This is a genomic window from Puia sp. (genome assembly GCF_035546395.1).
Classification (GTDB): Bacteria; Bacteroidota; Bacteroidia; order Chitinophagales; family Chitinophagaceae; genus Puia.
Window position 1 is genome coordinate 210,195 of sequence record NZ_DASZXR010000015.1, and the last position, 21,067, is coordinate 231,261.

General features: G+C 47.5%; 23 protein-coding genes. 8 read left to right on the top strand and 15 right to left on the bottom strand.

Annotated features, from left to right (window positions below; translation table 11 throughout):
• Positions 1-7 precede the first annotated feature (7 nt).
• The 3 genes from VHE34_RS18815 (at position 8) to VHE34_RS18825 (ending at position 2,134) form a co-directional block, all read left to right on the top strand.
• Entirely contained in the window at positions 8-1,528 is a 1,521-nt protein-coding gene (locus VHE34_RS18815; RefSeq protein ID WP_325590434.1) for a biopolymer transporter TolR, read from the top strand.
• A gap of 19 nt (positions 1,529-1,547) precedes the next feature.
• Positions 1,548-1,826 (top strand): hypothetical protein, encoded by a 279-nt coding sequence (locus tag VHE34_RS18820; RefSeq protein ID WP_325590436.1) that lies wholly within the window; start codon positions 1,548-1,550, stop codon positions 1,824-1,826.
• 92 nt (positions 1,827-1,918) lie between these two features.
• Positions 1,919-2,134 (top strand): hypothetical protein, encoded by a 216-nt coding sequence (locus VHE34_RS18825; protein ID WP_325590438.1) that lies wholly within the window; start codon positions 1,919-1,921, stop codon positions 2,132-2,134.
• Positions 2,135-2,179: 45 nt separating this feature from the next.
• On the opposite strand, the gene VHE34_RS18830 is transcribed toward VHE34_RS18825, so the two are convergent.
• The gene (locus VHE34_RS18830; protein WP_325590440.1) at positions 2,180-3,397 is read right to left on the bottom strand and encodes a T9SS type A sorting domain-containing protein; all 1,218 of its coding nucleotides are present in this window, start codon (positions 3,395-3,397) and stop codon (positions 2,180-2,182) included.
• Positions 3,398-3,655: 258 nt separating this feature from the next.
• Between VHE34_RS18830 and VHE34_RS18835 the strand changes: the two genes are divergently transcribed.
• On the top strand, positions 3,656-6,115 hold the full coding sequence (locus VHE34_RS18835) for an ABC transporter permease (RefSeq protein ID WP_325590442.1): 2,460 nt from the start codon (positions 3,656-3,658) through the stop codon (positions 6,113-6,115).
• Positions 6,116-6,139: 24 nt separating this feature from the next.
• On the opposite strand, the gene VHE34_RS18840 is transcribed toward VHE34_RS18835, so the two are convergent.
• Positions 6,140-6,415, bottom strand: coding sequence for a T9SS type A sorting domain-containing protein (locus VHE34_RS18840; protein ID WP_325590445.1), 276 nt, complete (start codon positions 6,413-6,415; stop codon positions 6,140-6,142).
• Positions 6,416-6,538: 123 nt separating this feature from the next.
• Entirely contained in the window at positions 6,539-7,441 is a 903-nt protein-coding gene (locus VHE34_RS18845; protein WP_325590447.1) for a helix-turn-helix domain-containing protein, read from the bottom strand.
• A 330-nt stretch (positions 7,442-7,771) separates the two neighbouring features.
• On the opposite strand from VHE34_RS18845, the gene VHE34_RS18850 reads away from it, so the two are divergent.
• From VHE34_RS18850 to VHE34_RS18865, 4 genes are all read left to right on the top strand, one after another.
• Positions 7,772-8,302 (top strand): hypothetical protein, encoded by a 531-nt coding sequence (locus tag VHE34_RS18850; RefSeq protein ID WP_325590449.1) that lies wholly within the window; start codon positions 7,772-7,774, stop codon positions 8,300-8,302.
• Between the two features lie 213 nt (positions 8,303-8,515).
• Positions 8,516-9,643 (top strand): ATP-binding protein, encoded by a 1,128-nt coding sequence (locus VHE34_RS18855; protein WP_325590451.1) that lies wholly within the window; start codon positions 8,516-8,518, stop codon positions 9,641-9,643.
• A gap of 58 nt (positions 9,644-9,701) precedes the next feature.
• Positions 9,702-11,120 (top strand): IS66 family transposase, encoded by a 1,419-nt coding sequence (gene tnpC / locus VHE34_RS18860; RefSeq protein ID WP_325590453.1) that lies wholly within the window; start codon positions 9,702-9,704, stop codon positions 11,118-11,120.
• An 813-nt stretch (positions 11,121-11,933) separates the two neighbouring features.
• Positions 11,934-12,707, top strand: coding sequence for a hypothetical protein (locus tag VHE34_RS18865; protein ID WP_325590455.1), 774 nt, complete (start codon positions 11,934-11,936; stop codon positions 12,705-12,707).
• A 31-nt stretch (positions 12,708-12,738) separates the two neighbouring features.
• On the opposite strand, the gene VHE34_RS18870 is transcribed toward VHE34_RS18865, so the two are convergent.
• The 12 genes from VHE34_RS18870 to VHE34_RS18920 all read right to left on the bottom strand — a co-directional run bounded on the left by VHE34_RS18870 (position 12,739) and on the right by VHE34_RS18920 (position 20,899).
• Entirely contained in the window at positions 12,739-13,518 is a 780-nt protein-coding gene (locus VHE34_RS18870) for a hypothetical protein (RefSeq protein ID WP_325590457.1), read from the bottom strand.
• Positions 13,519-13,532: 14 nt separating this feature from the next.
• The gene (locus tag VHE34_RS18875; protein WP_325590459.1) at positions 13,533-14,000 is read right to left on the bottom strand and encodes a hypothetical protein; all 468 of its coding nucleotides are present in this window, start codon (positions 13,998-14,000) and stop codon (positions 13,533-13,535) included.
• A gap of 65 nt (positions 14,001-14,065) precedes the next feature.
• Complete coding sequence (locus tag VHE34_RS18880; RefSeq protein ID WP_325590461.1) at positions 14,066-14,605, bottom strand: type II secretion system protein GspG; 540 nt, start codon at positions 14,603-14,605, stop codon at positions 14,066-14,068.
• Positions 14,606-14,994: 389 nt separating this feature from the next.
• Entirely contained in the window at positions 14,995-16,563 is a 1,569-nt protein-coding gene (tnpC, locus tag VHE34_RS18885) for an IS66 family transposase (RefSeq protein ID WP_325590463.1), read from the bottom strand.
• A 171-nt stretch (positions 16,564-16,734) separates the two neighbouring features.
• Positions 16,735-17,091, bottom strand: coding sequence for an IS66 family insertion sequence element accessory protein TnpB (gene tnpB, locus VHE34_RS18890; RefSeq protein ID WP_325590465.1), 357 nt, complete (start codon positions 17,089-17,091; stop codon positions 16,735-16,737).
• Between the two features lie 156 nt (positions 17,092-17,247).
• Positions 17,248-17,406 carry an IS66 family insertion sequence element accessory protein TnpA gene (tnpA, locus tag VHE34_RS18895; protein ID WP_325590467.1) on the bottom strand — a complete coding sequence of 53 codons (159 nt, stop codon included), beginning with the start codon at positions 17,404-17,406 and terminating at the stop codon, positions 17,248-17,250.
• Positions 17,407-17,458: 52 nt separating this feature from the next.
• Positions 17,459-17,911, bottom strand: coding sequence for a hypothetical protein (locus VHE34_RS18900; RefSeq protein ID WP_325590468.1), 453 nt, complete (start codon positions 17,909-17,911; stop codon positions 17,459-17,461).
• Between the two features lie 41 nt (positions 17,912-17,952).
• Positions 17,953-18,396 (bottom strand): hypothetical protein, encoded by a 444-nt coding sequence (locus VHE34_RS18905; RefSeq protein WP_325590470.1) that lies wholly within the window; start codon positions 18,394-18,396, stop codon positions 17,953-17,955.
• The gene (locus tag VHE34_RS18910; RefSeq protein ID WP_325590472.1) at positions 18,396-18,992 is read right to left on the bottom strand and encodes a hypothetical protein; all 597 of its coding nucleotides are present in this window, start codon (positions 18,990-18,992) and stop codon (positions 18,396-18,398) included. Before VHE34_RS18910 ends, VHE34_RS18905 begins: the two co-directional genes overlap by 1 nt.
• A 58-nt stretch (positions 18,993-19,050) precedes the next feature.
• A complete protein-coding gene (locus VHE34_RS31185) occupies positions 19,051-19,350 on the bottom strand; it encodes a type II toxin-antitoxin system RelE/ParE family toxin (protein WP_414709908.1) in 300 nt (99 codons plus the stop codon).
• A complete protein-coding gene (locus VHE34_RS18915; RefSeq protein WP_325590475.1) occupies positions 19,340-19,582 on the bottom strand; it encodes a hypothetical protein in 243 nt (80 codons plus the stop codon). Before VHE34_RS18915 ends, VHE34_RS31185 begins: the two co-directional genes overlap by 11 nt.
• 93 nt (positions 19,583-19,675) lie before the next feature.
• A complete protein-coding gene (locus VHE34_RS18920; protein WP_325590477.1) occupies positions 19,676-20,899 on the bottom strand; it encodes a site-specific integrase in 1,224 nt (407 codons plus the stop codon).
• Positions 20,900-21,067: the final 168 nt, after the last annotated feature.

Here is a 21,067-nt window from a genome sequence, read left to right on the forward strand (position 1 = left end):
TTGTCGCATGAAACAACCGCTATCTAACGCACTGCTGCCACTGCTGCTCCTGACATTTTGCCTTTCTTCCACTGCACAGCCGGTGGGCATCTTTGAAAACCACGGAGATGTCGGCGTCAATGTCAAACCCGGATCGGCCACTTTTATTCCTTCTACCGGTCAATACATTATTACCGGGGCCGGCTATAACGTCTGGGCGGATCATGACGAATTCCAATATGTCTGGAAGAGGATAAAGGGGGATTTTATCCTGTACACCCGGGCGGAATTCCTCTGTAATTGGGTCAACTACCACCGGAAAGTGGGTTGGATGGTGCGTAAAAGCCTCGATGGCAATTCCCCTCATATTAATGCCGTAGAGCATGGCGACGGGCTTACCTCTCTGCAATTCCGACGGACGGCGGGTGCGCAGACCGAAGAGCACAAGCTAAAGATGACCAAGGCGAATATCCTGCAGCTGGAAAGAAAAGGGAATCAATACATTATGCGGGCAGCGATCTATGGCGAACCCTTTCAGACCGATACCCTCGCCGATCTTGACCTGGGGGACGAGGTCTATGTGGGGCTTTTTGTCGGTTCGCATAATTCGGACGTCCTCGAGACCGGGGTCTTCAGCAATGTGAGTATCACAGTTCCCTTTAAAGGCGAGTCCGACCAGCGGACCCAGATGACCCTGGGAAGCCGGATCGAGCTACTGGAGGTTGCCTCCGGCAGCAGGGAAGTTATTTACAAAGTGCCCTATTCCATCCAGGCGCCCAACTGGACACCGGATGGAAAGAGCCTGATCTTTAATGACGCTAAAGGGGTCATCTACAATTTCGACCTCGGCACCCGGACGCCCAGCGCCATCAAGACGGGCGCCGTCACCAACAATAACAACGACCATGTGCTTTCCTTCGACGGTAAGATGCTCGGCTTAAGCAGCTTTGTGAAGGAGTTGGGCGGATCGATCGTCTATACCGTACCGTTGGATGGCGGGACTCCACAGCAGGTGACCCCCAAGGGGCCCTCTTATCTCCATGGATGGTCGCCCGACGGGAAGGACCTGGTATTCTGCGGCGAACGCAATGGAGAGTTCGACGTCTATAAGGTCCCGGTCACCGGTGGCAGGGAGATCCGGCTGACGACTGCGAAAGGCCTGGACGATGGTCCCGAATATACCCCCGACGGTCAATACATCTATTTCAACTCCGTACGCAGCGGGCTGATGCAGATCTGGCGGATGAAGCCCGATGGCAGCGGCCAGGAGCAGGTGACCAACGATGGGCTCAATAACTGGTTTGCGCATATCTCGCCCGATGGGAAATGGTTCGTCTATCTTTCTTTTCTACCCGAGGAGACCCCGGCAGGGATCCATCCGCCCTATAAGCATGTCTATATCAGGCTCCTGCCGATCGATGGAAAGGGGACGCCGAAAGTTCTGGCCTATGTTTACGGAGGTCAGGGTTCCATCAATACCCCATCCTGGTCACCCGATGGAAAACGAATTGCATTTGTAAGCAACAGCGATATGAGCGGGGGACATTGACCTTTAAAACGACTGCTATATGATAAGCACCTCCAGGCGCAAATTCCTGCAAACAACCGCCTTTCTTGCCGCCGGCAGCTTGTTGAACAGTCGCCTTGTCCGGGCGGCAGCCAACACCCGCGTCAGCGGTAAGAAGAGTGTGGAATGCGGCACTGGGAAAGTCGATATAAAACGTCTGCTGCAACATGCCCGGCAGGCGGGGATGAAGCATTTCTTCCTCGAACAGGAAGAATATGCCCATTCTGGTTTTGAGAGCGTGCGATTCGACTATAATTATTTAGCTCAGCTGGATTATTAAGGCCCGCCGCTTCGGCGGGACGGTTGCAACGGTGTCGAAAAAAATGCATTCGACGCCGAACGGGGATCTTTTGCTCAAAAAATGCTTGAAATATGACCAAACTATTGCTTTTTCTCAACTGCTTCTTTGTAGCGGCCGTGGCATTCGCTCAGTATCCGGTGGGCAACTTCGAAGATCACCTCGACATCGGGAACCCGAAAATGCGTGGCGATGCCAGCTATGATGCGACCACCCAGGTGTATTCGCTAAGTGGCGGCGGCGCCAATATCTGGTTGGCCGTGTTGAAGCAGAATCAGGGATATAATTGAGCCGGGGTTTGTTGAGTGGCCGGCCACTGCAGGGCCGGCTTATTTTTACAGCCGGCTGAACAACATGCTCCGATCTCCCGCCTTTACATAATATGCACCCTTGGGCAATGACGTAAGATCAAGAGTCGTCCTGGTCTCCCCATCCAGTACCATGCGCATCAGCATCCGCTGGCCGGTCGTACTGAATATCGTGATGGCCTGTGTGGCTCCTTCTACGACGAGATAGCTCGCCGCTGGATTCGGGTAGATGTGTAGGGTGGTGGTTGAAGTTGCGTCGATGTGGATCGTCACTGTTTTGGAGACCGTGGCATTACCATCTCGATCAGACTGTTTGAGGCGGTACAGGGTGGTTCCGGCGAAGGGGGCATCATCCACAAAAGAATATTGCTGGGTCGTCGCGGAGTTGCCGGCTGCATCGACGCTGCCGATGGTCGTCCAGGCCTGTCCGTCGCGCGAATGTTCGACTTCGAAATGATCGCTGCTGACTTCGGATGCAGTAGCCCAATCCAATTCCACTTTATTCTCCTGCAGCAGCCGCGCGTCGAAGGAAGCCAGGCTTACCGGCAGCGATACCAACGGTTTGAAGGTGGCAACGGAAGCCACCCAATAGCCGCTACCCGTGAAGGTCGCTCCATAAGAGCCTGCGGAACCACCGATCTTGTCCTCGACAATATTGTCCTGGGCCGTGGAGCGGACGGTAAACCCGGATCCGCCGCCAAGGGGACTCGAGGCGCCGATCGCAACACCGTAAACAAGTTCGTTGCTTTGCGTGGTCGTCACTGTGCCCGTGGAGACCGAGCTCGAGTTATTGGTCGTCGTCTTGGTTTGGTCGAGCGGGTCGGTGGTCGTCAGCACACCGGAATATTCGCTGGCATAGATCTCAATAAAGGAGTTGGCCGCCCCGTCCAGTGTCGCCTTGATCGTCAACGGCGTCGCGCCGGCGTTGATACTATAAGCATAATAGAGCGCAGACCGGTATTTGGTGGAACCCTGGCCCCAGTTCACCGTCGAACCGGACACCAGGTGATAGACGTTTCGGGTATCGGAGACCGTACTGACATCGCGATTCTGTTTGTCCCAGGTGACATGCACGATGATCAGGTGTTGGGAGGAGCTTGAGCTGTTAAAGGTGACGCTGATGGAACTCTGGCCGTTGGTGGTAAGTACGTTGCTTTTGGTTTGGACGTGCGCCGGAGCCTGTGCAGCGGCAGGAAGGCCAAGAGCCACCAGGAAGAGGATAGGAAGGGATGTTAGGTTTTTCATAATGCGCGGTTTAGGGTCACTAACTATAAACAAGGCGCATACCAAAGCAGGGCCTAAAAAATGATTGCTTTGTTTCATTTGTTTAACGATAATTATCAATCTTTTAATCCTGCTGTTTCCCGGGGGGAGACTCCGGGGTCTGGTGGACGGATTTTGGAAGATTCCCAAAAGGGGATGGGCGAATGCTTTTTGGGAAGGCCGGGGGGATGCAACATTTGCGTGGAGAGTCCGTCCTTAGGACTGCCAATCCTTAAAACTATGCTCAGGAGCTATCTCACTACCGCCTGGCGGAATATCCGCAAGAACAAAGTCTTTTCCTTTATCAATGTTATCGGTCTGTCGATAGGCATGGCCGCCTGCCTGCTGATCCTTCAGTATGTCAACTTCGAACTGAGCTATGATCAGTTCAATACCAGGCTCGGCGATCTTTACCGGGTCTACAACGACCGGTATCAGAATGGAAAGCTGATCCAGCATGGGACCATCACCTATTCCGCCATCGGCCAGGCCATGCAGCATGATTTTCCGGAGGTAATCAATCATGCCCGGGTGTTACCATTCGGGACTGTGATCGTTTCCTATGATAAAAAGAAGATCGGCGATCAGAAGACTTTGTGCCTGGATAACTCCTTCCTGACGATGTTCTCTTATCGGCTGATCGCCGGCGACCAAAACACGGCTCTGGAGAAGCCGAGGACGGTGGTGCTTTCACAAAGCGCCGTGAACCGGTATTTCGGATTGAAAGGGAACAATGTGGCGTCCGCGCTGGGGAAGGCCATTCTTATCGACAAGGACTCCACGCCCTATAAGGTGACGGGGGTCATCAACGATGTGCCCGAGAACTCCCATCTGCAATTCGACCTGCTCGTGTCGTATGTCACGTTGTATTCTGGGAAAGACCCTTATAAGGAAGCGGATTACGATTTCAAAGACTCCGATTTCTGGCACTATATACAACTGAAACACGGTACCGATCCGAAGACCCTCGAGGCAAAGATGGACGGATTCAGCCAACGCTATTTCCGGGGAGACAAGGTCTCCGGCAGCGTCGAGAAATTCCATCTTCAACCGCTGGTAAAGGCCCATCTTTATTCAGACTTTGAGTATGAGATCGGGAAAACGGGCAGCGCGACCGTCGTATGGGGACTGACGATCATTGCCCTCTTTATAATCGTCATCGCCTGGGTCAACTATGTCAATCTATCGACCGCCCGCTCGACTGAACGGGCAAAGGAAGTTGGGGTACGAAAGGTGATCGGCGCCGAAAAAGGGCAGTTGATCCGGCAGTTCCTTACAGAATCCTTTTTGATCAATCTATTCGCCCTGCTTCTCGGATTTGCCTTTATGTTCCTCCTACAGCCGGCCTTCAACACCCTGATCGGCCATCATCTTTCTTTTTCGTGGCTGCTGCAGCGGAGTCTGGGTGGTTATAGTATTACGATCGGGCTTTTCCTGCTTTTGTTTGTGGGTATTTTTGTCTCCGGCTTCTATCCGGCCTTTGTCCTGTCCTCGTTCCGGCCGATCCTTGTCCTGAAGGGCAGGTTCAGCGCCTCGAAAAGGGGGGTCATCCTGCGGAAGGCGTTGGTCGTGGGTCAATTCGCGGTCACGGTTGCGCTGATCATCGGGTCCCTAGTCGTCTACCGGCAGATCCGATACATGAACAAACAGCAGCTGGGGATGAATATCGATCATGTTATGGTGGTCGACCCGCCAGGATTTACCGACTGGGATTCCACCTTCATCAGCAGGATGAACAGCTTCACTCATGAGCTTTCGCAGATACCCGGCATCCGTGGCGCGGCGACCTCGTGGGCCGTCATGGGGGGTGAAACGGGAAGGAGCTTTAACATCCGGCGCCTTGACCAGGACAATACCATCCATTTCACGATGCGGCACAATGCCATCAGCATGGGATGGCTGGGGCTTTATGATATCCGGATCATCGCGGGCAGGGACTATACCTATACCGATTATAATCCCGACTTCTCGAAGGTGCACAACCTGATCATCAACGAAAGCGCGACAAAGCTGTTGGGTTTTGCCACGCCGCAGGACGCCATCGGCAAGGTCATCCTGCGGGGCCAGCGGCAATGGACGGTGATCGGCGTCATCGACAACTACCATCAGAAGTCCCTGCGATACCCGATCGAGCCTACCTTGCTGATGCCCGCCTATGGTACGGGAAGTTCTATTTCGATAAAGGTCAATTCGGAGAACCTGCCTGCTACAATTGCATCTATTAAGAAGGTGTATGACAATTTCTTTCCGGGGAATCTTTTTGATTATTTTTTCGAGGATGCGAGGTTTAACAGGCAATATGCCGATGATCAGCTGTTCGGCAAGGCCTTCTCCATTTTTGCGGGTTTCGCCATCTTCATCGCCTGCCTGGGATTGCTCGGCCTCTCGCTTTTCGCTACTGCGCAGCGGACGAAGGAGATCGGGGTTCGAAAGGTCCTCGGCGCTTCGATCGGCAATATCGTCCTGCTCCTGTCCCGCGATTTTGTCGTTCTGGTCGTTGTCGCCATTGTCATCGCTTCGCCCGTTGCCTGGCTCGTGATGCATAAATGGCTGCAGGATTTTGCGTACCGGATCGATATCGAATGGTGGGTGTTTGCCCTGGCGGGTTTCCTCGCGGTGGCTATTGCGTTGGCGACGATCAGCTACCAGGCGGTGCGTGCGGCGGTTGCTAATCCTGTGAGGGCCCTACGCAGCGAATGAGCCGCGGGGCAGCTCGTTCAGGCTTTACAACATCACCTTCTTCACAACCGACCACTGGCTGCCGTCGGTCACCTGTACAAGGCAGATCCCGTTGGTTGCGGTGGACAGGGAGAGAACGATCCGGCCGGTAGCCGATTCAAAAGTCTGCTGTTGCAGTACCTGGCCGCCGAGCGTGATCACACGTACCATCAGACGGCTGCCGGCCGGCTTCTCGCGAAGGATGGTCACCGTTCTGCCGGTCGCGATGATCAGCGCCTGGGCGTTGGCAGTAGCACCGGTTACGACGATCTTGCTGTACATCGACTTACCATCCTGATTACGAGCAATATTGATACAGTGGCCGAAACGGTGTCGCTCCTGACAGGGAATGATCGGTTATCTAAAGGTTTAGTGGATGACCAATCGGCCATTGTACACACCGGCTCACGAAATCATTTTGTATCCTTTGCCATGCACATTGACAATCTTAACAGACGGATCAGCGCTTAATCTCTTCCGGAGTTTAGATATCAACACGTCTACGTTTCGAGCGATTACAAAAACGCCGTCTTCCTCCCAGATTTCTTTCATCAGCAGGTCTCGTCCAACTACCTGGTTATGGTTTGATGCAAGTATGCTTAGTGCTTTCGCTTCTTTAACGGAAAGTTCGATGGTTTCGCCGTTAAGGCTAAGAATTCCTTTTGATTCGAAGAATATAAAATTCCCCAACTTTTTATAATCAGAAATGACCGGAACGGGTTCGGCTTTGGTTGATAGAGATTCATCAATCTTTTCCACTATAAGTTCCCCGGATGCTGAAATTCTGGTCTGTCTGCGGACGAAATAAAGCCCCGCAAAAGCTACCGGGATAAATGCAAGCAGAAGCCAGTCGTAGTTAAATGATTTTTTTACGGGAAATGAAATTTCAATTACATAACAACCTTTTTTATATTTTCGTCCCCGGCAGGGTTTCAAATCGCCACCGGCTGTGGATACTTCATAGGCAAAAACGGTCTGGTTTTGATCACATTCATTTACACTTACCGTATAATTTCCCGGCCTGTCCGTTTTTGCAAGTTGCTGATGCACCAGATTCATTAACGTATCGGGGGTAAACTCAAAACTATTTTCAAAGGAAATCCGGAAGGTGTTTTTATTGACTGTTTCAATCGGCAATACCCGGGACGTCGAATCTTTGGAATGAAGCAAAACCTGGTGACCGATATTACGAAGCACAATCTCCAGGTGCTTATCAGGATGCGCATTTTTCGCATTTATAAATGCCATGGTAAACACTGTCAGGGCTACCGAGAGGATGGCAAATAGGAAGTAGCAGAAACGCTTCATGCTGGTAATCTTGAAATTACAAGACGAATGTAAACATATTTCAAACGGCATTTACACTGTTTTACAACCTTTTTACAGGTTTTCAGGTCAATCTGACAGAATAACGGATAGGTTTGTCAACGATGAAAAAAATCCGGTTAGCCTTCCTTTTTTGCCATTGGCTTACAGCAGTCACCGCGCAGCAGCCTTATTCTGAAGTCGTGAACGAACGGATCGGAAAAAGTAGGGGCCGGATTATGGGCTACACCTGCAGATAGCTGCAAATTCATGGTCGAAATACAGGCTTACCTGGGAAAATGAAATATATTATTTAATTAACCGACAAAATTTATGAAAAAAGTTACTTATGCACTGATCTTATCGCTGGTTGTGGTAAGCGGACTAGTATTTGCTAATCGCGAAATCAAAAATGAAGCTTCAAAAAAGTCATCTCCAAAGCCGCTTACTGATGCTGAAAGGAGGGCGGCAATTAGCCAATGGGAGGCTACTCCCGCCGGTATAAAGTACAAACAATGGGAAGCATCTCCCGAAGGAAAAAAAGTATATGCCGGTGCTGCTAAAATAAGCAAGTACATTAGGGATTACACCAATATGGAGGCAGTTGTAACCTCGCTTTCCCTTCCGCCAGGTTCATTATTAGGCTTCGGAGTGATGGCCAGAATTGACGGTGACGAGTATATTCTTAGGTTTGACGGTGAGCCTCAGCAACTAAAAAGTCTGAAGGTTAACGACAAAATAATTATAAAAAGCCGTGTCGTGTCGTACGCGCCCAAGTATGCATATCCAATAGTATCGGGTGAATATGTAGAACGGGATAATAAAATAATTTACAAGCATCCCCCTCGCAAAGGTCGTTGCTGAGGAAATAAAAAGGCCAATCGAAAGACGGGCCTTTTTGCTTTATGGATCTGACAAGCTGCCTAACTCCCTACTGACGCTCCAGCTTTAAACAATACTCAATAATGAATATGCCCTGATTTTCATCCAATTCAGGGTTTGTAATCCTTCAATTCGCATTAATTTAAGGAGTATATTCCCGAAATTTAGCTAAATTTGGTCAAAATTTTTGCCAATTTGATCGAACGTGCTATATATCAGCAAATTATAAAAAACCTATTCAAAGGTAAGGCCATTATAATAACAGGACCCAGGCAGGTAGGGAAGACAACGCTTCTGCAGGCTCTCATGAATGAGTCAGATAGGAAAGTGCTGTATTTAAATTGCGATGAACCGGACATCCGGCCAATGTTGGAAAATGCCAGCTCTACTTCTTTGAAGGCCTTGATTGGAGATAACGCCTTAATATTAATAGACGAAGCGCAACGAGTCAAAAACATCGGACTCACGCTAAAACTCTTGGTTGACAACTTCAAAGAAATTCAAATAATAGCCACAGGCTCCTCTGCCCTTGAACTCGCAAATGAAATAAACGAGCCATTAACCGGGCGAAAGCGGGAATACCATTTATACCCGTTCTCCACAGCAGAAATGGTTGCGAATACCTCTGTCATAGAGGAAACAAGGCTGCTGGAACAACGGATGGTATACGGCTTTTATCCAGCCATCGTTAACTCGCCGGCAGAAGCACAAGCGAACCTGCTGGATCTTGGCAATAATTATCTATATAAAGATGTTCTTTCATTACAAGATGTGAGAAAACCGGCTTTATTAGAAAGGTTGCTGACTGCACTTGCTTTGCAGATTGGACAGGAAATTTCCTATACTGAAATTGGGCAAACCGTAGGTGCTGACAATAAGACAATTGACCGGTACGTGGAGCTGCTGGAAAAATGCTTCGTGGTTTTCCAATTAGGGGGGTTTAGCCGCAATCTTCGGAATGAGATCAAAAAAGGCAAAAAGATCTATTTCTACGATAATGGGATAAGAAATGCCATTATAAAAAACTTTTCTCCTTTATCCTTGCGCCAGGATACAGGAGCATTGTGGGAAAATTTCCTGGTAAGTGAGAGGAAAAAAGCCAATCACTATGCGAATCATTATGTGAACAGCTATTTTTGGCGTACGCATCAGCAGCAGGAAATTGATATGATCGAAGAAACGGGGGGTAAGTTGTATGTATGGGAGTTTAAATGGAATGAAAAAGCGAAAGTAAAAATTCCGGCTTCCTTTATTGAAGCCTACCCTGGAAGCATAACAGGGACAGTAAACCGGCAGAATTATATGGAGTTTTTGAATTTTTGAGCTCATCGCCGCACATATTGATTACAAAGCCTTATACGAGCAATCCCAACTCGATGTCATGCAGTTGCGCCACGAACTTGACCAGCTTAAGAAGATGATCTTTGGTGCCCGGCAGGAACGTTTTGTGGGCAATGGGGCTGATCCTGCCCAATTGGCGATGGGACTGGAATCGGAGGTGGTAGCGGCCACTTCGTTGGTAAACGCTAAAAAGATCGAATACACCCGCTCCCAGGCTACAATGAATAACCCAGCGACCTCCCATCAGGGGCGAATGAAACTGCCGGAACACCTGGAGCGTAAAGAGATCTTGGTAGACGTGGATCATCCAGAAGGCTGCCGACAGATCGGTCAGGAGATCACCGAAGAGTTGGAATACCAGCCTGGCAAGCTATACGTAAACCGCTTTGTGCGCCCCAAATATGTCAGCCCGGATAATCAAACGATCCTGATCGCTCCGATGCCGGAAAGACCTTTGCCGAAAGCCATAGCAGGCCCTGGATTATTGGCTCAGATCGTAATTGACAAATATGTAGATCATCTTCCATTACACCGCCAGCAGCAGCGCTTCAGTCGAGAGAAGATCAACATTCCTTACAGTACCATTACCGATTGGGTCAGCAATACCTGCAAACTGATCATCCCCTTATATGAGGCCCTTGCTAAAGAGGTATTGGCCAGCGATTATTTGCATGCCGATGAGACGCCCATCAAAGTGCTGGACAAGGATAAGAAGGGAGAAACCCATCGGGGATACTTCTGGGTGTATCACAACAGCCTGCGAGATCTGGTGCTCTTCGATTACCAGCCTGGCAGAGGAAGAGAAGGTCCTTCGCAACTTCTCAAAGACTTTAAAGGACACTTGCAGACCGATGGCTATGCGGCCTACAACATCTTCGACCAGCAGAAGGACGTAACTTTACTGCATTGTATGGCCCATGCCCGAAGGAAGTTTGTAGAGGCACAGCTCAACGATGCCGGTCGTGCAGAATATGCCCTGTCCCAGTTCCAGTTGCTCTATGCCATAGAGCGTCGTGCTGGCGATCAGCAGTTGAGCCATGAGCGGGTATTACAATTACGACAAGAGGAAGCCGTACCTATTCTGGAAGCCTTGGGTAAATGGATGCAGCAAGCCTACATCGAAGTATTGCCCAAGAGCGCCATTGGTAAAGCACTGGCTTATAGTATTGAGCGGTGGAAGCAACTAATGATATATACTACCGATGGGAAACTAAATATCGACAACAATCCGGTGGAGAATGCCATCCGCCCGGTCGCCGTAGGTCGTAAGAATTATTTATTTGCAGGAAGCCATGAAGCCGCTCAGCGCAGTGCTTTGTTGTATTCATTGTTGGGTACTTGCAAATTACATGGTGTTAATCCATTTAACTGGCTCACATATGTATTAGAGGCAATCCCTACCCATCCCATTAACAAGATCCAGGAGTTGCTTCCTCAGAAATGCAAAGCTGGAAAATGAGAATATTACAACCTATCGACATTGGGGGGTTCCCTCTTGAATGGGCGAATCTTGAATCGTACAGAAAGAGCGATGCCTTTAGGATCGAGATTTATTTAAAAGAAATTGACAATATTGTAGAAGGAATGGTTGCTCTATTTTACAATTTGTTTGCCTCAGAGTTGAGTAACATCATCGTATTCGATAGGTTATGGTGGGATTTTTGCCTTGACACCTGGAAGATTGCGGAGGATCAACACGATTATGATCTGAGCAATAGGTCCAAAACCTCAAAGGAATATCTCAAAATGTTGATGGAGTCAGAGGTGGAGAAGAATTTTTCAGGTTGTTGCAGGTGTAACGATTGGAATGTCTTTCTAAAAACGATATTAATTTGCATCGTTAATCATGAAGCCCCTTATAGTCCATTGTTCATTGATTTGGAAAATGATTTCTTTTTTTATTTTCATCACACGGGTAGTATAGGCCTCTATTATAGGCGCGAGAATGACGTAACCAAGAATATAATCGAAAAGGCCTCCAGATACTATGATTTACGCGATTAGTCTTTAAAAAGTCTCTAAAGTAATGGTATTTCACCGGCGGCTTACTAGTTAATTACATTTCGGTCAACGAACCATTGCCAACCGTCCTTTATCCAGTTTCGCCGCCGCCGTATATAAATGGTGGACCAGAATTATTCTTATCTTGGGTAATCGAATCCAAACAGAAAGACTTTTCGCCGTCACTTCTAGCTGAGTGGCTTGAAGGCAGGCTTCCTCGACCCGTAGATGACCTTACTGAATGGAATTTATAGCATAAGACTCTAGTGGAATGAACAAAGACATTATTTTTAATAAATTTAAGAACGCAATTGAAGCGAAAGGAATGACCATTGATAAAGTGGATGACTCAGGTTTGCTCTATATTTCGCAGGGTGATTGGACGCTAGAAGTGAGTCTTGAGAATGTTCGGCGAAACTATGCAAGAGACCAGGACGAGTCTCACATCTTCGATCTGGTTGATACTATACTTAGTTATGCGGTCGGAATGCCGCAGGACTGGGAGGATGTGAAAGACCATATCTATGTTTCGTTAATTCCCAGTGACCATGATTTTGACTCCTTCATCCATGTTCCTGTGACGGATATGTTTGATAAGGTGTTTGCGCATTATGATGGAACAAAGCATTCCTGGATAGCTATTGAAGATACAATGAAATGGGGCATCGACCAGGATCAACTCCTAAATCAAGCGAGCAAGAATGCAGATAGCCTGTCTAATACCGCAGGAATTAAGATAGAAGATATCGAAGGACACAGGTTAGGATTTATAGACCACGAACAGGCAACTCTAAAAGGTGCGTTACTATTTTCTCCGGCTATGCAACGCCGCCTGAGTGCCGAATTTGGGCTCTCCTTTTATGCGGTCATCCCGGTGAGGGATTTCTGTTATATCTTTCCGGAGCAAGATCTTGAATTCTTTTCATCCCGACTTGCTTCTACAGTGACGGAAGAATATAAAAATTCCGGCTATCCTATAACGACCGAGATACTCCGATTCAGTAGCCAGGGAGTTGAAGCAATTGGGCATTACCCCGTTGATTGAGGTGAATGGTCATCTCCGGCTCGGCTTCAGACTAATGGAGGCTGCTCCTAGCAGAAAGCGCTTTATTGGGACTTGGTTTTTGCTGATCTATCTTTCGAACTAAATCGGCGACTGTATGTATATTTTTGAAACTTGCCTGTTTTGGCTTGAGCCAGGCTCCAAGCCATACCATCCCATAACCGATTAAACAAACGCCGCCTGCTACCCACCCCCAATTTGATTTTCTATAAGCCAGAAAACGCGTGACAAAAACGAAAGTCAATAGCAATCTTAAACCCCATTTGTATACCCAATTTGTTTTGAAGTCGATAGGCGGCAAAACCCCTTGGTCGAGCTGATTGATCTCTTCAATCAAGACACTCTTATATTTTTTTACCAGCGGTTCAAGTTGTGATGAAGGCCGGATATCAGAAACGTCAAGGCCCCGGTCCTCAAGCCGTTTCTTTAAAGATTTGAAGATTGCCGCCGTACTACAGCAATCCCCCATTATCTTAATTGGCTCAATGACTTCCTTTTCCGCCGTGTCGGCAACAAAATTGCAAAGGTCTCCGAGCGTCTTTTCATCCTCGGGTTCGAGTATATCCATCCAGGTTTCCCTACTTGCTTCTAAATGGAAATAATAATTTAGATACTTGAAAAGTTCGCTGGTATCAACCAAATCGCATGTATCCTGCCAGTCTGAAATGGTCGTCTCAAAGGCGAGATCATGATTTTTCAATACAATTTCATCAAATTGTTGCTGCTGAACATAATTAGCTCGGATGATTTGAAGTATTTCTACCGGCTGATATTTTGTAACGGCGGTACGCATTGCTATTTGACATTTTAAGAAAAAATACATTTCGCCCAGGCCGCACTAATTGCGCTTCCGATAGCGACATAGTCATTTAAATCGTCAATTCGAAATACTTCTTCTGGCATCCCAAGCAAAGATCCCCATCTCCCATCCGATAATACGTTGTTCCTTGGCTCAAATCTAAGAAAGGATTTCACACGAAATATTGCTACATACCTTGCACCTCTTCTAAAATCAGGTTCCGACTTAAACTTCCCTTTTTTTAAATATTTTTTTCTTACTTCTCTGTAATTAACTGAATCCGATTTGACGAACACGGATCTTGATAAATGCGCGGAAATTGCCCTGCCTAATACTTCAAAAGAGCAATCGACCGGCAGGATAGTTAAATCATCCGTTGAGTAAAATGACATTTGGCCCGTCAGGTTTCTAGTTTCTATGACAATTTTCTTAGGGTACAGTACTGCGCCTGCCGTTTGAATGATTTCTTCATCCATTTCTTTCGTTTGATTTTCTCATTGTTATTTGCCGTCTGTATCCTACCCTTCAAAGTATTTGTGTTTTATCGGTGATGGGTTGTTAAACCAATTTTACTACTATCTGCGATTGCGACCTGTGGAAACATATCATCTTTTGTATTTGGTATACCGTCTTTTCCTGATGAAAAGAGCAAATATTGATTGCCAACCTTGTCATAATTGTAATATGAGTTTTCTTTTGAGTTCATTCCCTGCGCAGCGTCAAAAATTGGGGCTAATTTATCATCTATTAAGAGTTGCTGTAAACTGTCAGGATATTGCCCGTGGGCTAATTTGTAGAATTCGATATCTTTTACTAAACTGTTAAGTTGCATTTGCGAAATGTCTTCAAAACCTTTCGTGAATATCGAAGCGTGTTTTACTGCGTAAAACAGTGCTGAGTAAATGGTAATTGTCCATACGATACCCGCGGCTCCAATAATAGAAAGCCATTTGTCTTTATACCTTAAAATTCCGTATAACAAAAGCCCAATACCAACAAATGCGCCGACCAACGGAATTAAACATAAAAGCCCTAACCAATAAGGTGGGTTTGACTTCTTCGGGATAGCTGCAGGGTTCATGGTTGAATTTGGTGGGTGTCGCCCAAAGATTAATGGCAACCCTCTAATTTAAGATATTAAACGGAATTTCAATGGTTCCAAAAATTGCTTAACCTTAATCACAACCCACTGAAATGTTTGCAAACCGAGGTGAAAAAAGTCTATTTTATCAACCGTATTACAGCCAGATCGTCAGTCGGCAGGAGACCGTAAAAATGTTCAAGTCTCTTCAATTTTCGATAAAGCATGTCCTCCTGATCGGCGTCGGTGATATCAGCAGCTATCAAATTTTCCGCCCGAAGCGCCCCCGTCCGAAGCGCCGATAAGATACATTTCTGGCGATCTGAATCGGAACTTGTAGGACAACGGTATGCCTCCGGGAAGTTGGATGGAGGCAATGGCCAATTGGACTAATTTTGCATTAGCCCGTGTTCTTTCTTCCAGTGGTGGGGAAGTAGTTGGTTTATCCGGTTAATGGGCATCTCCTTAATGTCCCGACTCAAAATATCTCGCAACCAATCATAAGGATTAACATCATTGAGCTTGCAGGTGACCAGGAGGGAATATAACAATCCAGCGCGTTTAGCAGCTTCATGGGAGCCACAGAACAGATAATTCTTTCTGCCGATGGCCATTTGGCGCATACACCTCTCGATGGCGTTGTTGTCGATCTGAAGATGGCCTGTGCTGGCATATAGGCTCAGCCTTTCCCAACGCTTGATACTATAGGCCATCGCTTTGGCGATCGGACTTTGAGGACGCAATTTTTGATATTCAGCGGTCATCCAGTTACCCAGTTCTGTCAATAGGGGTATTGCTTCTTTCTGCCTTTTGACCTGGGTCTCATCTGTGGTCAGCTGCAGGTCTCTGCATTTTTCTTCGATCTTGTAGAGCTTGGCGATCTCAGCAAGAACGTAATCGGCCCTGGCCCTGTCGTTGGACTGAGCATCGATAAATTTCCTTCGGGCGTGCGCCATGCAGTGCAGCAATACAATATATTCATTCGGCAAATTTTCATACGCCGCATACCCATCGGTTTGCAGATGGCCTTTAAATTTACTCAGTAATTCAATGGGTCGGTCGGCTTGCCGGCCGGGCTGGTAGTCATAGTAGATCAGCGGGGCATTGCCTGTTTTGTAGGTCCAAAAATAACCTTGGTGAGTATCCTGTTTTTTGATCTTATCGAGGACGGCAATGCCGGTTTCGTCCGCATGCCAGTAGTCGTACTGCGACATTTCTCTCAGCAAGGCACCACCGAGTGGCTCCAACGCTTCCGCTACCAGCCGTACCCAGTCGGCCAGTGTACTATAAGCTAGTGTTATATTGCCGCGCTGATAACGATCCTGTTGGCGGTTTAAGGGAAGACAGTCTACAAATTTATCAATGACTACCTGAGCCAGCAGGCCAGGCTCGGCAATAGAGCGTTTGATCGCCCGCGCAGGACGGGCAGCCTGAAGAATGCGGGAAGCCCCAGGCTTACCTTCGACCGGACAACGATATTGGGGGATGACCACGCGGTTAACAAACAGTTCTCCCGGCTTGTAATCCAGTGTCTCATGGACTTCTTCACCGATCTTCTCACAGCCAGTGATATCATCTTTGGGCTCCAGTATAGTCGTTACCCGCGCCAGATTGGCCGGCAGACCGGTCGATGTCGGCTTTTCCTCGGATGCAGTTGTTTTATTCCTCGTATAAGTGATCTTCTCTACATCGGCCAGCCTGGTGCTGGCTGCTGCTTCATCGAAGGTTAGACCCAGGTCCGGTTGAGCTGGGTTGGCGGCGGTGGGAATATATCGTTCCGATTTAAAACCCTTGATCAACTTGGTAAGCTGCTGCATTTGATACTGCAGGGATGTCAACTGCGCCTGAAGCTGGTCATTTGATTTCTGCAACTGCCCGTTGATCTGTAGCAATTGCTGATTCATCTGCAAGGTCGCATCATAGAGTGCTTTATCGATATGTTCGCCGCCGGCTGACATAGTCCAAAAATAACGGCCGCTGCGCATTCCGGCTACCGGTAAGGCCGTCTAAATTTATACAGTGCACCCGTGGATAAACCCGGCATGCCGGCTGATTTTCCAAAATACGATTAAGGGCCGCAGAATGGCGTATTTGCCTCCCTGCAGCCCCTTGCTCCTGTTTAATTGATCCTAGGCAATCTGCCGTGGATGGTAGCGCTTCCGGTAAACGACCTTCTTCAGCGATACTCCCTGCAAGATCAGCATTAGTTGTCTGGATGTCAATTGGGCATGAATTCCAGGCCTCGCGGCCGGCATCTCAAAAGTGCCCTCTTCCAGCCGCTTGCAATAGATCCCATAGCCATCTCCCTCCCATTGCAGTAATTTGATGTGGGTCCGCCTCCGGTTGATAAAAATAAAAACGTCGCCGGTTTGAAGCGGCAACTCCATCTCGTTGGTGACAATACCGCTAAGCCCATCGAAGCTTTTTCTCGCATCTGCCCAGCCCTGATACAACAGATACCGGTTCCCACTATGAAGACTGAGCATCGCTTATCCGATTAATTGCTTCAGGAACGAAACGGAAGGCTCCTGGTAGAACCGGATCCCTTTGTATTCCGCAAACACATGCTCCGGTAATGTATTCTTATCGGCTTTCACCGTTATCTCCTTAAATCGGGCCTTCGATGCCTTCCCCCGCTTCTCTCACTTCAATTTCTTCTGCCAGTAATAAAAGACGGCCTCAGACAAACGATGTTCTTTACAAAACTGTTTTACCGTCAGGTCGCCTGCGGCCTGCTCGCCCAACAAATATTGCATCTCCTCGACGCTCCGCTTTAGCTGTAACGATTTGTTTTCTTGCATATACTTACGTGTTGATAAACCGTAAATATATTCTTATCCCCTTAACCCAATTTTAAACATCCCGGAGGGATACGGACAACGATTCCCTCACAAATTCGTAATTGATCTCTAACACACGATGTTGAATACGGATGCCGCCGTACGGATCACCAGCCATTCCACCTTCTCCTTCCCGTAGGATAAAAGTATTATTTTGTACAGCGACCTCAAATGAACGATCCACGCTATCCCAAAATAAGATCATCAATATCCTGGGCCTACCAGTATTTTCAATATCGCGAGAACGCGATTCTGTTGCAGTATCCGCGTATTCAAGTATAAGCGCCATATCCGGACGGTGATCGCCGTTAAGATCACCCATTGCGCTATCCTTCAAGGCCCATTTGGAGGAGAAAAGCTCGCTCGCGGACTTGATCGGCCGGCGAAACTCCGGAAATGAAAAAGACTGACCGAAAATGCAGCCCGGGAATAAGATCAGATAAAATAGGGGCGATAATACCTTCAATATATACATTTGACTGGCGGAATTTGAAGTTCGTTACAACTCTAAGGCCTCATAAACGATTCCAATTTCTTGAACTCCCTAAAATCGAGCTTTTGTACGTCTGTGACGCTTATTAGGGTCCATTCCTGATTCTCCTCGCTCCACTCCTTCGCAAGAAGTACGTCGTCTTTGCCTTCTAGCGTTAGCTGTTTCCCCTTAGTCGCAATTCCCCAAGATCCATAGGCGTTTGACTCCCCTTTGGTCGTTACGGCAGGTCCTAGTTTCAAAAGGAAGTAATTGAACAAAAATTGATTGGGGTAATTGTTGACTGACATTTCTATGTCATAGGCATATTCCTCCGCTTTAGCCAACGCTGTTTCGAAGCCAACTTCCGTTAAAAAGGCCTGCCGGCCATGCTGGTCAATGAGCGTTACCTTGAACACATTGTTTGAAATTTCATCGCAGTGAAGCGCCCATCCGGGAATGATTGCTGGTTTTGTTTGCATCAGATTTGATTTTGCAGCTCTTCACCCGTCACTGCATCTATACGAGACCTTTGTCCGCTCCAATCTACTGCTTCAATTACGCCGGCTTCGAATCGGAAATCATCTTTCCCCACGGGGGTGGTAAAAATATCCGAGCCGGAGAATTTCCAAAGCGCCCTTCCCAGGGCGTCCAGTCTTGAAATTTCCAACTCGCCATGTATAATATAGCTATCTCCAAACTTATATATCCCAAAACAGGTAGCAGAATCGGCCTTCGTCTCCCAAAGGAGATCCAACTCAGGAATACGTAGGCAAAAGACTTTGTTACCGCAGCAAACAAGTAGCCGATCATTTTCCAAAATAGAACAATTCGGATGAACTCCCGTTCGTCCACCAGACGAGCACACACAAGCGGAATATTCAATGTTAGTGTCGCAAAGTACGAAAACCCCCATTTTGGTCAGGTACCGATAGTCGTTGTAATTCACATCGGAATAGAACATTTCGTACACAGATACATTGTCCGCCGACGCGGGATCGTATGTTTCTTCATTGATCAGGCCGATTGAATAATTATTTGCCTTCCCAATCATTTTCTTCGAATCCAGGTGACCCATATGTTGAGTTCAGAATTGGCGCCTATAGAATTTTTGCTCCCGCCCTTTTTTCCGACATTTAATATCCCTGCGGCTCTCTGCTTGTATGGCGAACCCTCAATATTCTTATGACCTCAGCACCTACATAATAAGCCACCCGGAGCCTATGCAATTCAAAGGCCCGATAGGAGCCATCATTTTGGAGCTTGTACTTATCAGGAGGATATCTTTCCGGCGACGCAACGATCCCCTCAATCTTTTCCAATACTTCGGCCTGAACATTCTCGGCGTTTTGAACGGAATCCGCTGCGATATGGAGAATCGCCTTATTAAATTGTAAAAGCGCCTGGCGGCTCCAATCGATCCGTCTATTTGCCATTAAGCCAGCCTTTGGACATTTCCTTCACCTGCTCATGACTATAGAACTCACCGGCATCCATACTTTTCATCGCTTCTTCGATCTCGGCATTATATTGCTCTATACTTATGGGAGCAGTGTCATCCTTTAACTCAACATAATGCTTTGCAACCTGGTAAAGCGATTCCTTCTCGACAACGGAAAGCCGCATCCAGTAGCGCATGAAATCCTGATCCAGAGATTGAGCTCCCATATAGGCGTTTTAATCAAAATTAGCTTTAAAAATCGAATAGACGAAACGTTGAATTTCATTATATAACGGGCTGATTTTCATCAACCTCCTGATTTAGAAATTCACTAGCGCTTTCGTGTATTCCGCCTGCGCCTCCAAATCAAACCCTGCAAAGTACTTCTGCGTCGTAATGACGTTCGAATGCCCCAGGCTCTGGCTGGCAAAGGTCATTGGCGCGCCGCTTCGGAGGAGGATAGTAGCAAATGAATGCCGGGCCACGTAGGTTGTTAAAGTCAGATTGAAACCTATATCCTCGCCCATCCTCTTCATCCACTTATTAACCAGCTTTGTAAACTGCTGGATCTTGGCCCTGGCGACTTTTGGTGTATCGCTATCTTCGATAATGCCAAAAACATATTCTTCTTCCGCCGGACTTTTCTTCCCCCATTTTGCCAGGATCGCATTTACGTGGGGATTTCGAGCAGCGGTAATAATCAGGGGATCGCCCCTTTTAGTTCTTTTGGTTTTTTCGCGGATAAACCGGATGGACTTGGCATCTATATCTTTCCCTTTGAGCCGGGCAATATCCATCATATTGATCCCATTGCACAGATAGGTAAGTATCCAGAAATCCTTGGCTTGTTCCAGGAAGCTGCCGGAGGGTGTCGGATATTCAAATACCTTTTTTATCTGGTCGATGGCAAGGGCCTTCTTGATGTTCTTTCCAGTGGGGATTACATATTTCCTCTTTCCAAAAGGATAGGCGTCTTTTCTGAATGAGCCTTTGTCTATGGCGATGTTGAGTATGGTCCTTAACGCCCGCAAATAGATTCCTACCGTGGTGATGGACAGGCCTTCACCAAGAATCCATTTTTCGAACTTGCGAAGGAAATCCTGATCCACATCCTCCAACGCAATCTTCGCCTTGAATCGATGTAAAGCGTTACAGGCGGTTCGATAGAAGGCAGCGGTTCCCCATTGATCATTGCTTTCTAACTGCTCGATTTGAGCCTTAAAAGCCAACTTCAGCGTTTCGAACTGGATCTCTTTGCCAAAGAAGGCCTTTTCAAACTGCTTGAAGGAAAAAGGGACAATCTTCTCGATGCAATCCTCGGCTTTTTTTTCAATTTCCGCGATCCCGGCCTTGATCCGGCGCAATTCACCCCTCGGGCCGGCGCTATTGATGGCCGCCCACTCTTCCTCGTTGGCGTCGAAACCGGTTCCATAATACCGTCGTTCACCTTTATACGTAATGCGTAGTTTAAGCGGAAGTTTGCCGCCTTCCTTTTTCCGCCTGGCATCCGGAACGATGCTCACATTCACTCTTCCCTTTTTCATAAAATTAGGCTTAGATTTGATACATGATTTGATACATGTTTTTCAAAACTGTCTCAAAACGAATTTACGGAACCCTGTTGATAACTACATGAAAATAATTCATTTAGGGAGTAACTGGAGGTAACTGAAAGCGACTGAAAACACCCCGAAATCAGTCTCATAATCAGA

Coding starts and splice junctions, on each gene's coding strand:
- VHE34_RS18815 (WP_325590434.1), top strand. CDS start 8: ATGAAACAACCGCTATCTAACGCACTGCTGCCACTGCTGCTCCTGACA.
- VHE34_RS18820 (WP_325590436.1), top strand. CDS start 1,548: ATGATAAGCACCTCCAGGCGCAAATTCCTGCAAACAACCGCCTTTCTT.
- VHE34_RS18825 (WP_325590438.1), top strand. CDS start 1,919: ATGACCAAACTATTGCTTTTTCTCAACTGCTTCTTTGTAGCGGCCGTG.
- VHE34_RS18830 (WP_325590440.1), bottom strand. CDS start 3,397: ATGAAAAACCTAACATCCCTTCCTATCCTCTTCCTGGTGGCTCTTGGC.
- VHE34_RS18835 (WP_325590442.1), top strand. CDS start 3,656: ATGCTCAGGAGCTATCTCACTACCGCCTGGCGGAATATCCGCAAGAAC.
- VHE34_RS18840 (WP_325590445.1), bottom strand. CDS start 6,415: ATGTACAGCAAGATCGTCGTAACCGGTGCTACTGCCAACGCCCAGGCG.
- VHE34_RS18845 (WP_325590447.1), bottom strand. CDS start 7,441: ATGAAGCGTTTCTGCTACTTCCTATTTGCCATCCTCTCGGTAGCCCTG.
- VHE34_RS18850 (WP_325590449.1), top strand. CDS start 7,772: ATGAAAAAAGTTACTTATGCACTGATCTTATCGCTGGTTGTGGTAAGC.
- tnpC (WP_325590453.1), top strand. CDS start 9,702: ATGCAGTTGCGCCACGAACTTGACCAGCTTAAGAAGATGATCTTTGGT.
- VHE34_RS18865 (WP_325590455.1), top strand. CDS start 11,934: ATGAACAAAGACATTATTTTTAATAAATTTAAGAACGCAATTGAAGCG.
- VHE34_RS18870 (WP_325590457.1), bottom strand. CDS start 13,518: ATGCGTACCGCCGTTACAAAATATCAGCCGGTAGAAATACTTCAAATC.
- VHE34_RS18875 (WP_325590459.1), bottom strand. CDS start 14,000: ATGGATGAAGAAATCATTCAAACGGCAGGCGCAGTACTGTACCCTAAG.
- VHE34_RS18880 (WP_325590461.1), bottom strand. CDS start 14,605: ATGAACCCTGCAGCTATCCCGAAGAAGTCAAACCCACCTTATTGGTTA.
- tnpC (WP_325590463.1), bottom strand. CDS start 16,563: ATGTCAGCCGGCGGCGAACATATCGATAAAGCACTCTATGATGCGACC.
- tnpB (WP_325590465.1), bottom strand. CDS start 17,091: ATGCTCAGTCTTCATAGTGGGAACCGGTATCTGTTGTATCAGGGCTGG.
- tnpA (WP_325590467.1), bottom strand. CDS start 17,406: ATGCAAGAAAACAAATCGTTACAGCTAAAGCGGAGCGTCGAGGAGATG.
- VHE34_RS18905 (WP_325590470.1), bottom strand. CDS start 18,396: ATGCAAACAAAACCAGCAATCATTCCCGGATGGGCGCTTCACTGCGAT.
- VHE34_RS18910 (WP_325590472.1), bottom strand. CDS start 18,992: ATGGGTCACCTGGATTCGAAGAAAATGATTGGGAAGGCAAATAATTAT.
- VHE34_RS31185 (WP_414709908.1), bottom strand. CDS start 19,350: ATGGCAAATAGACGGATCGATTGGAGCCGCCAGGCGCTTTTACAATTT.
- VHE34_RS18915 (WP_325590475.1), bottom strand. CDS start 19,582: ATGGGAGCTCAATCTCTGGATCAGGATTTCATGCGCTACTGGATGCGG.
- VHE34_RS18920 (WP_325590477.1), bottom strand. CDS start 20,899: ATGAAAAAGGGAAGAGTGAATGTGAGCATCGTTCCGGATGCCAGGCGG.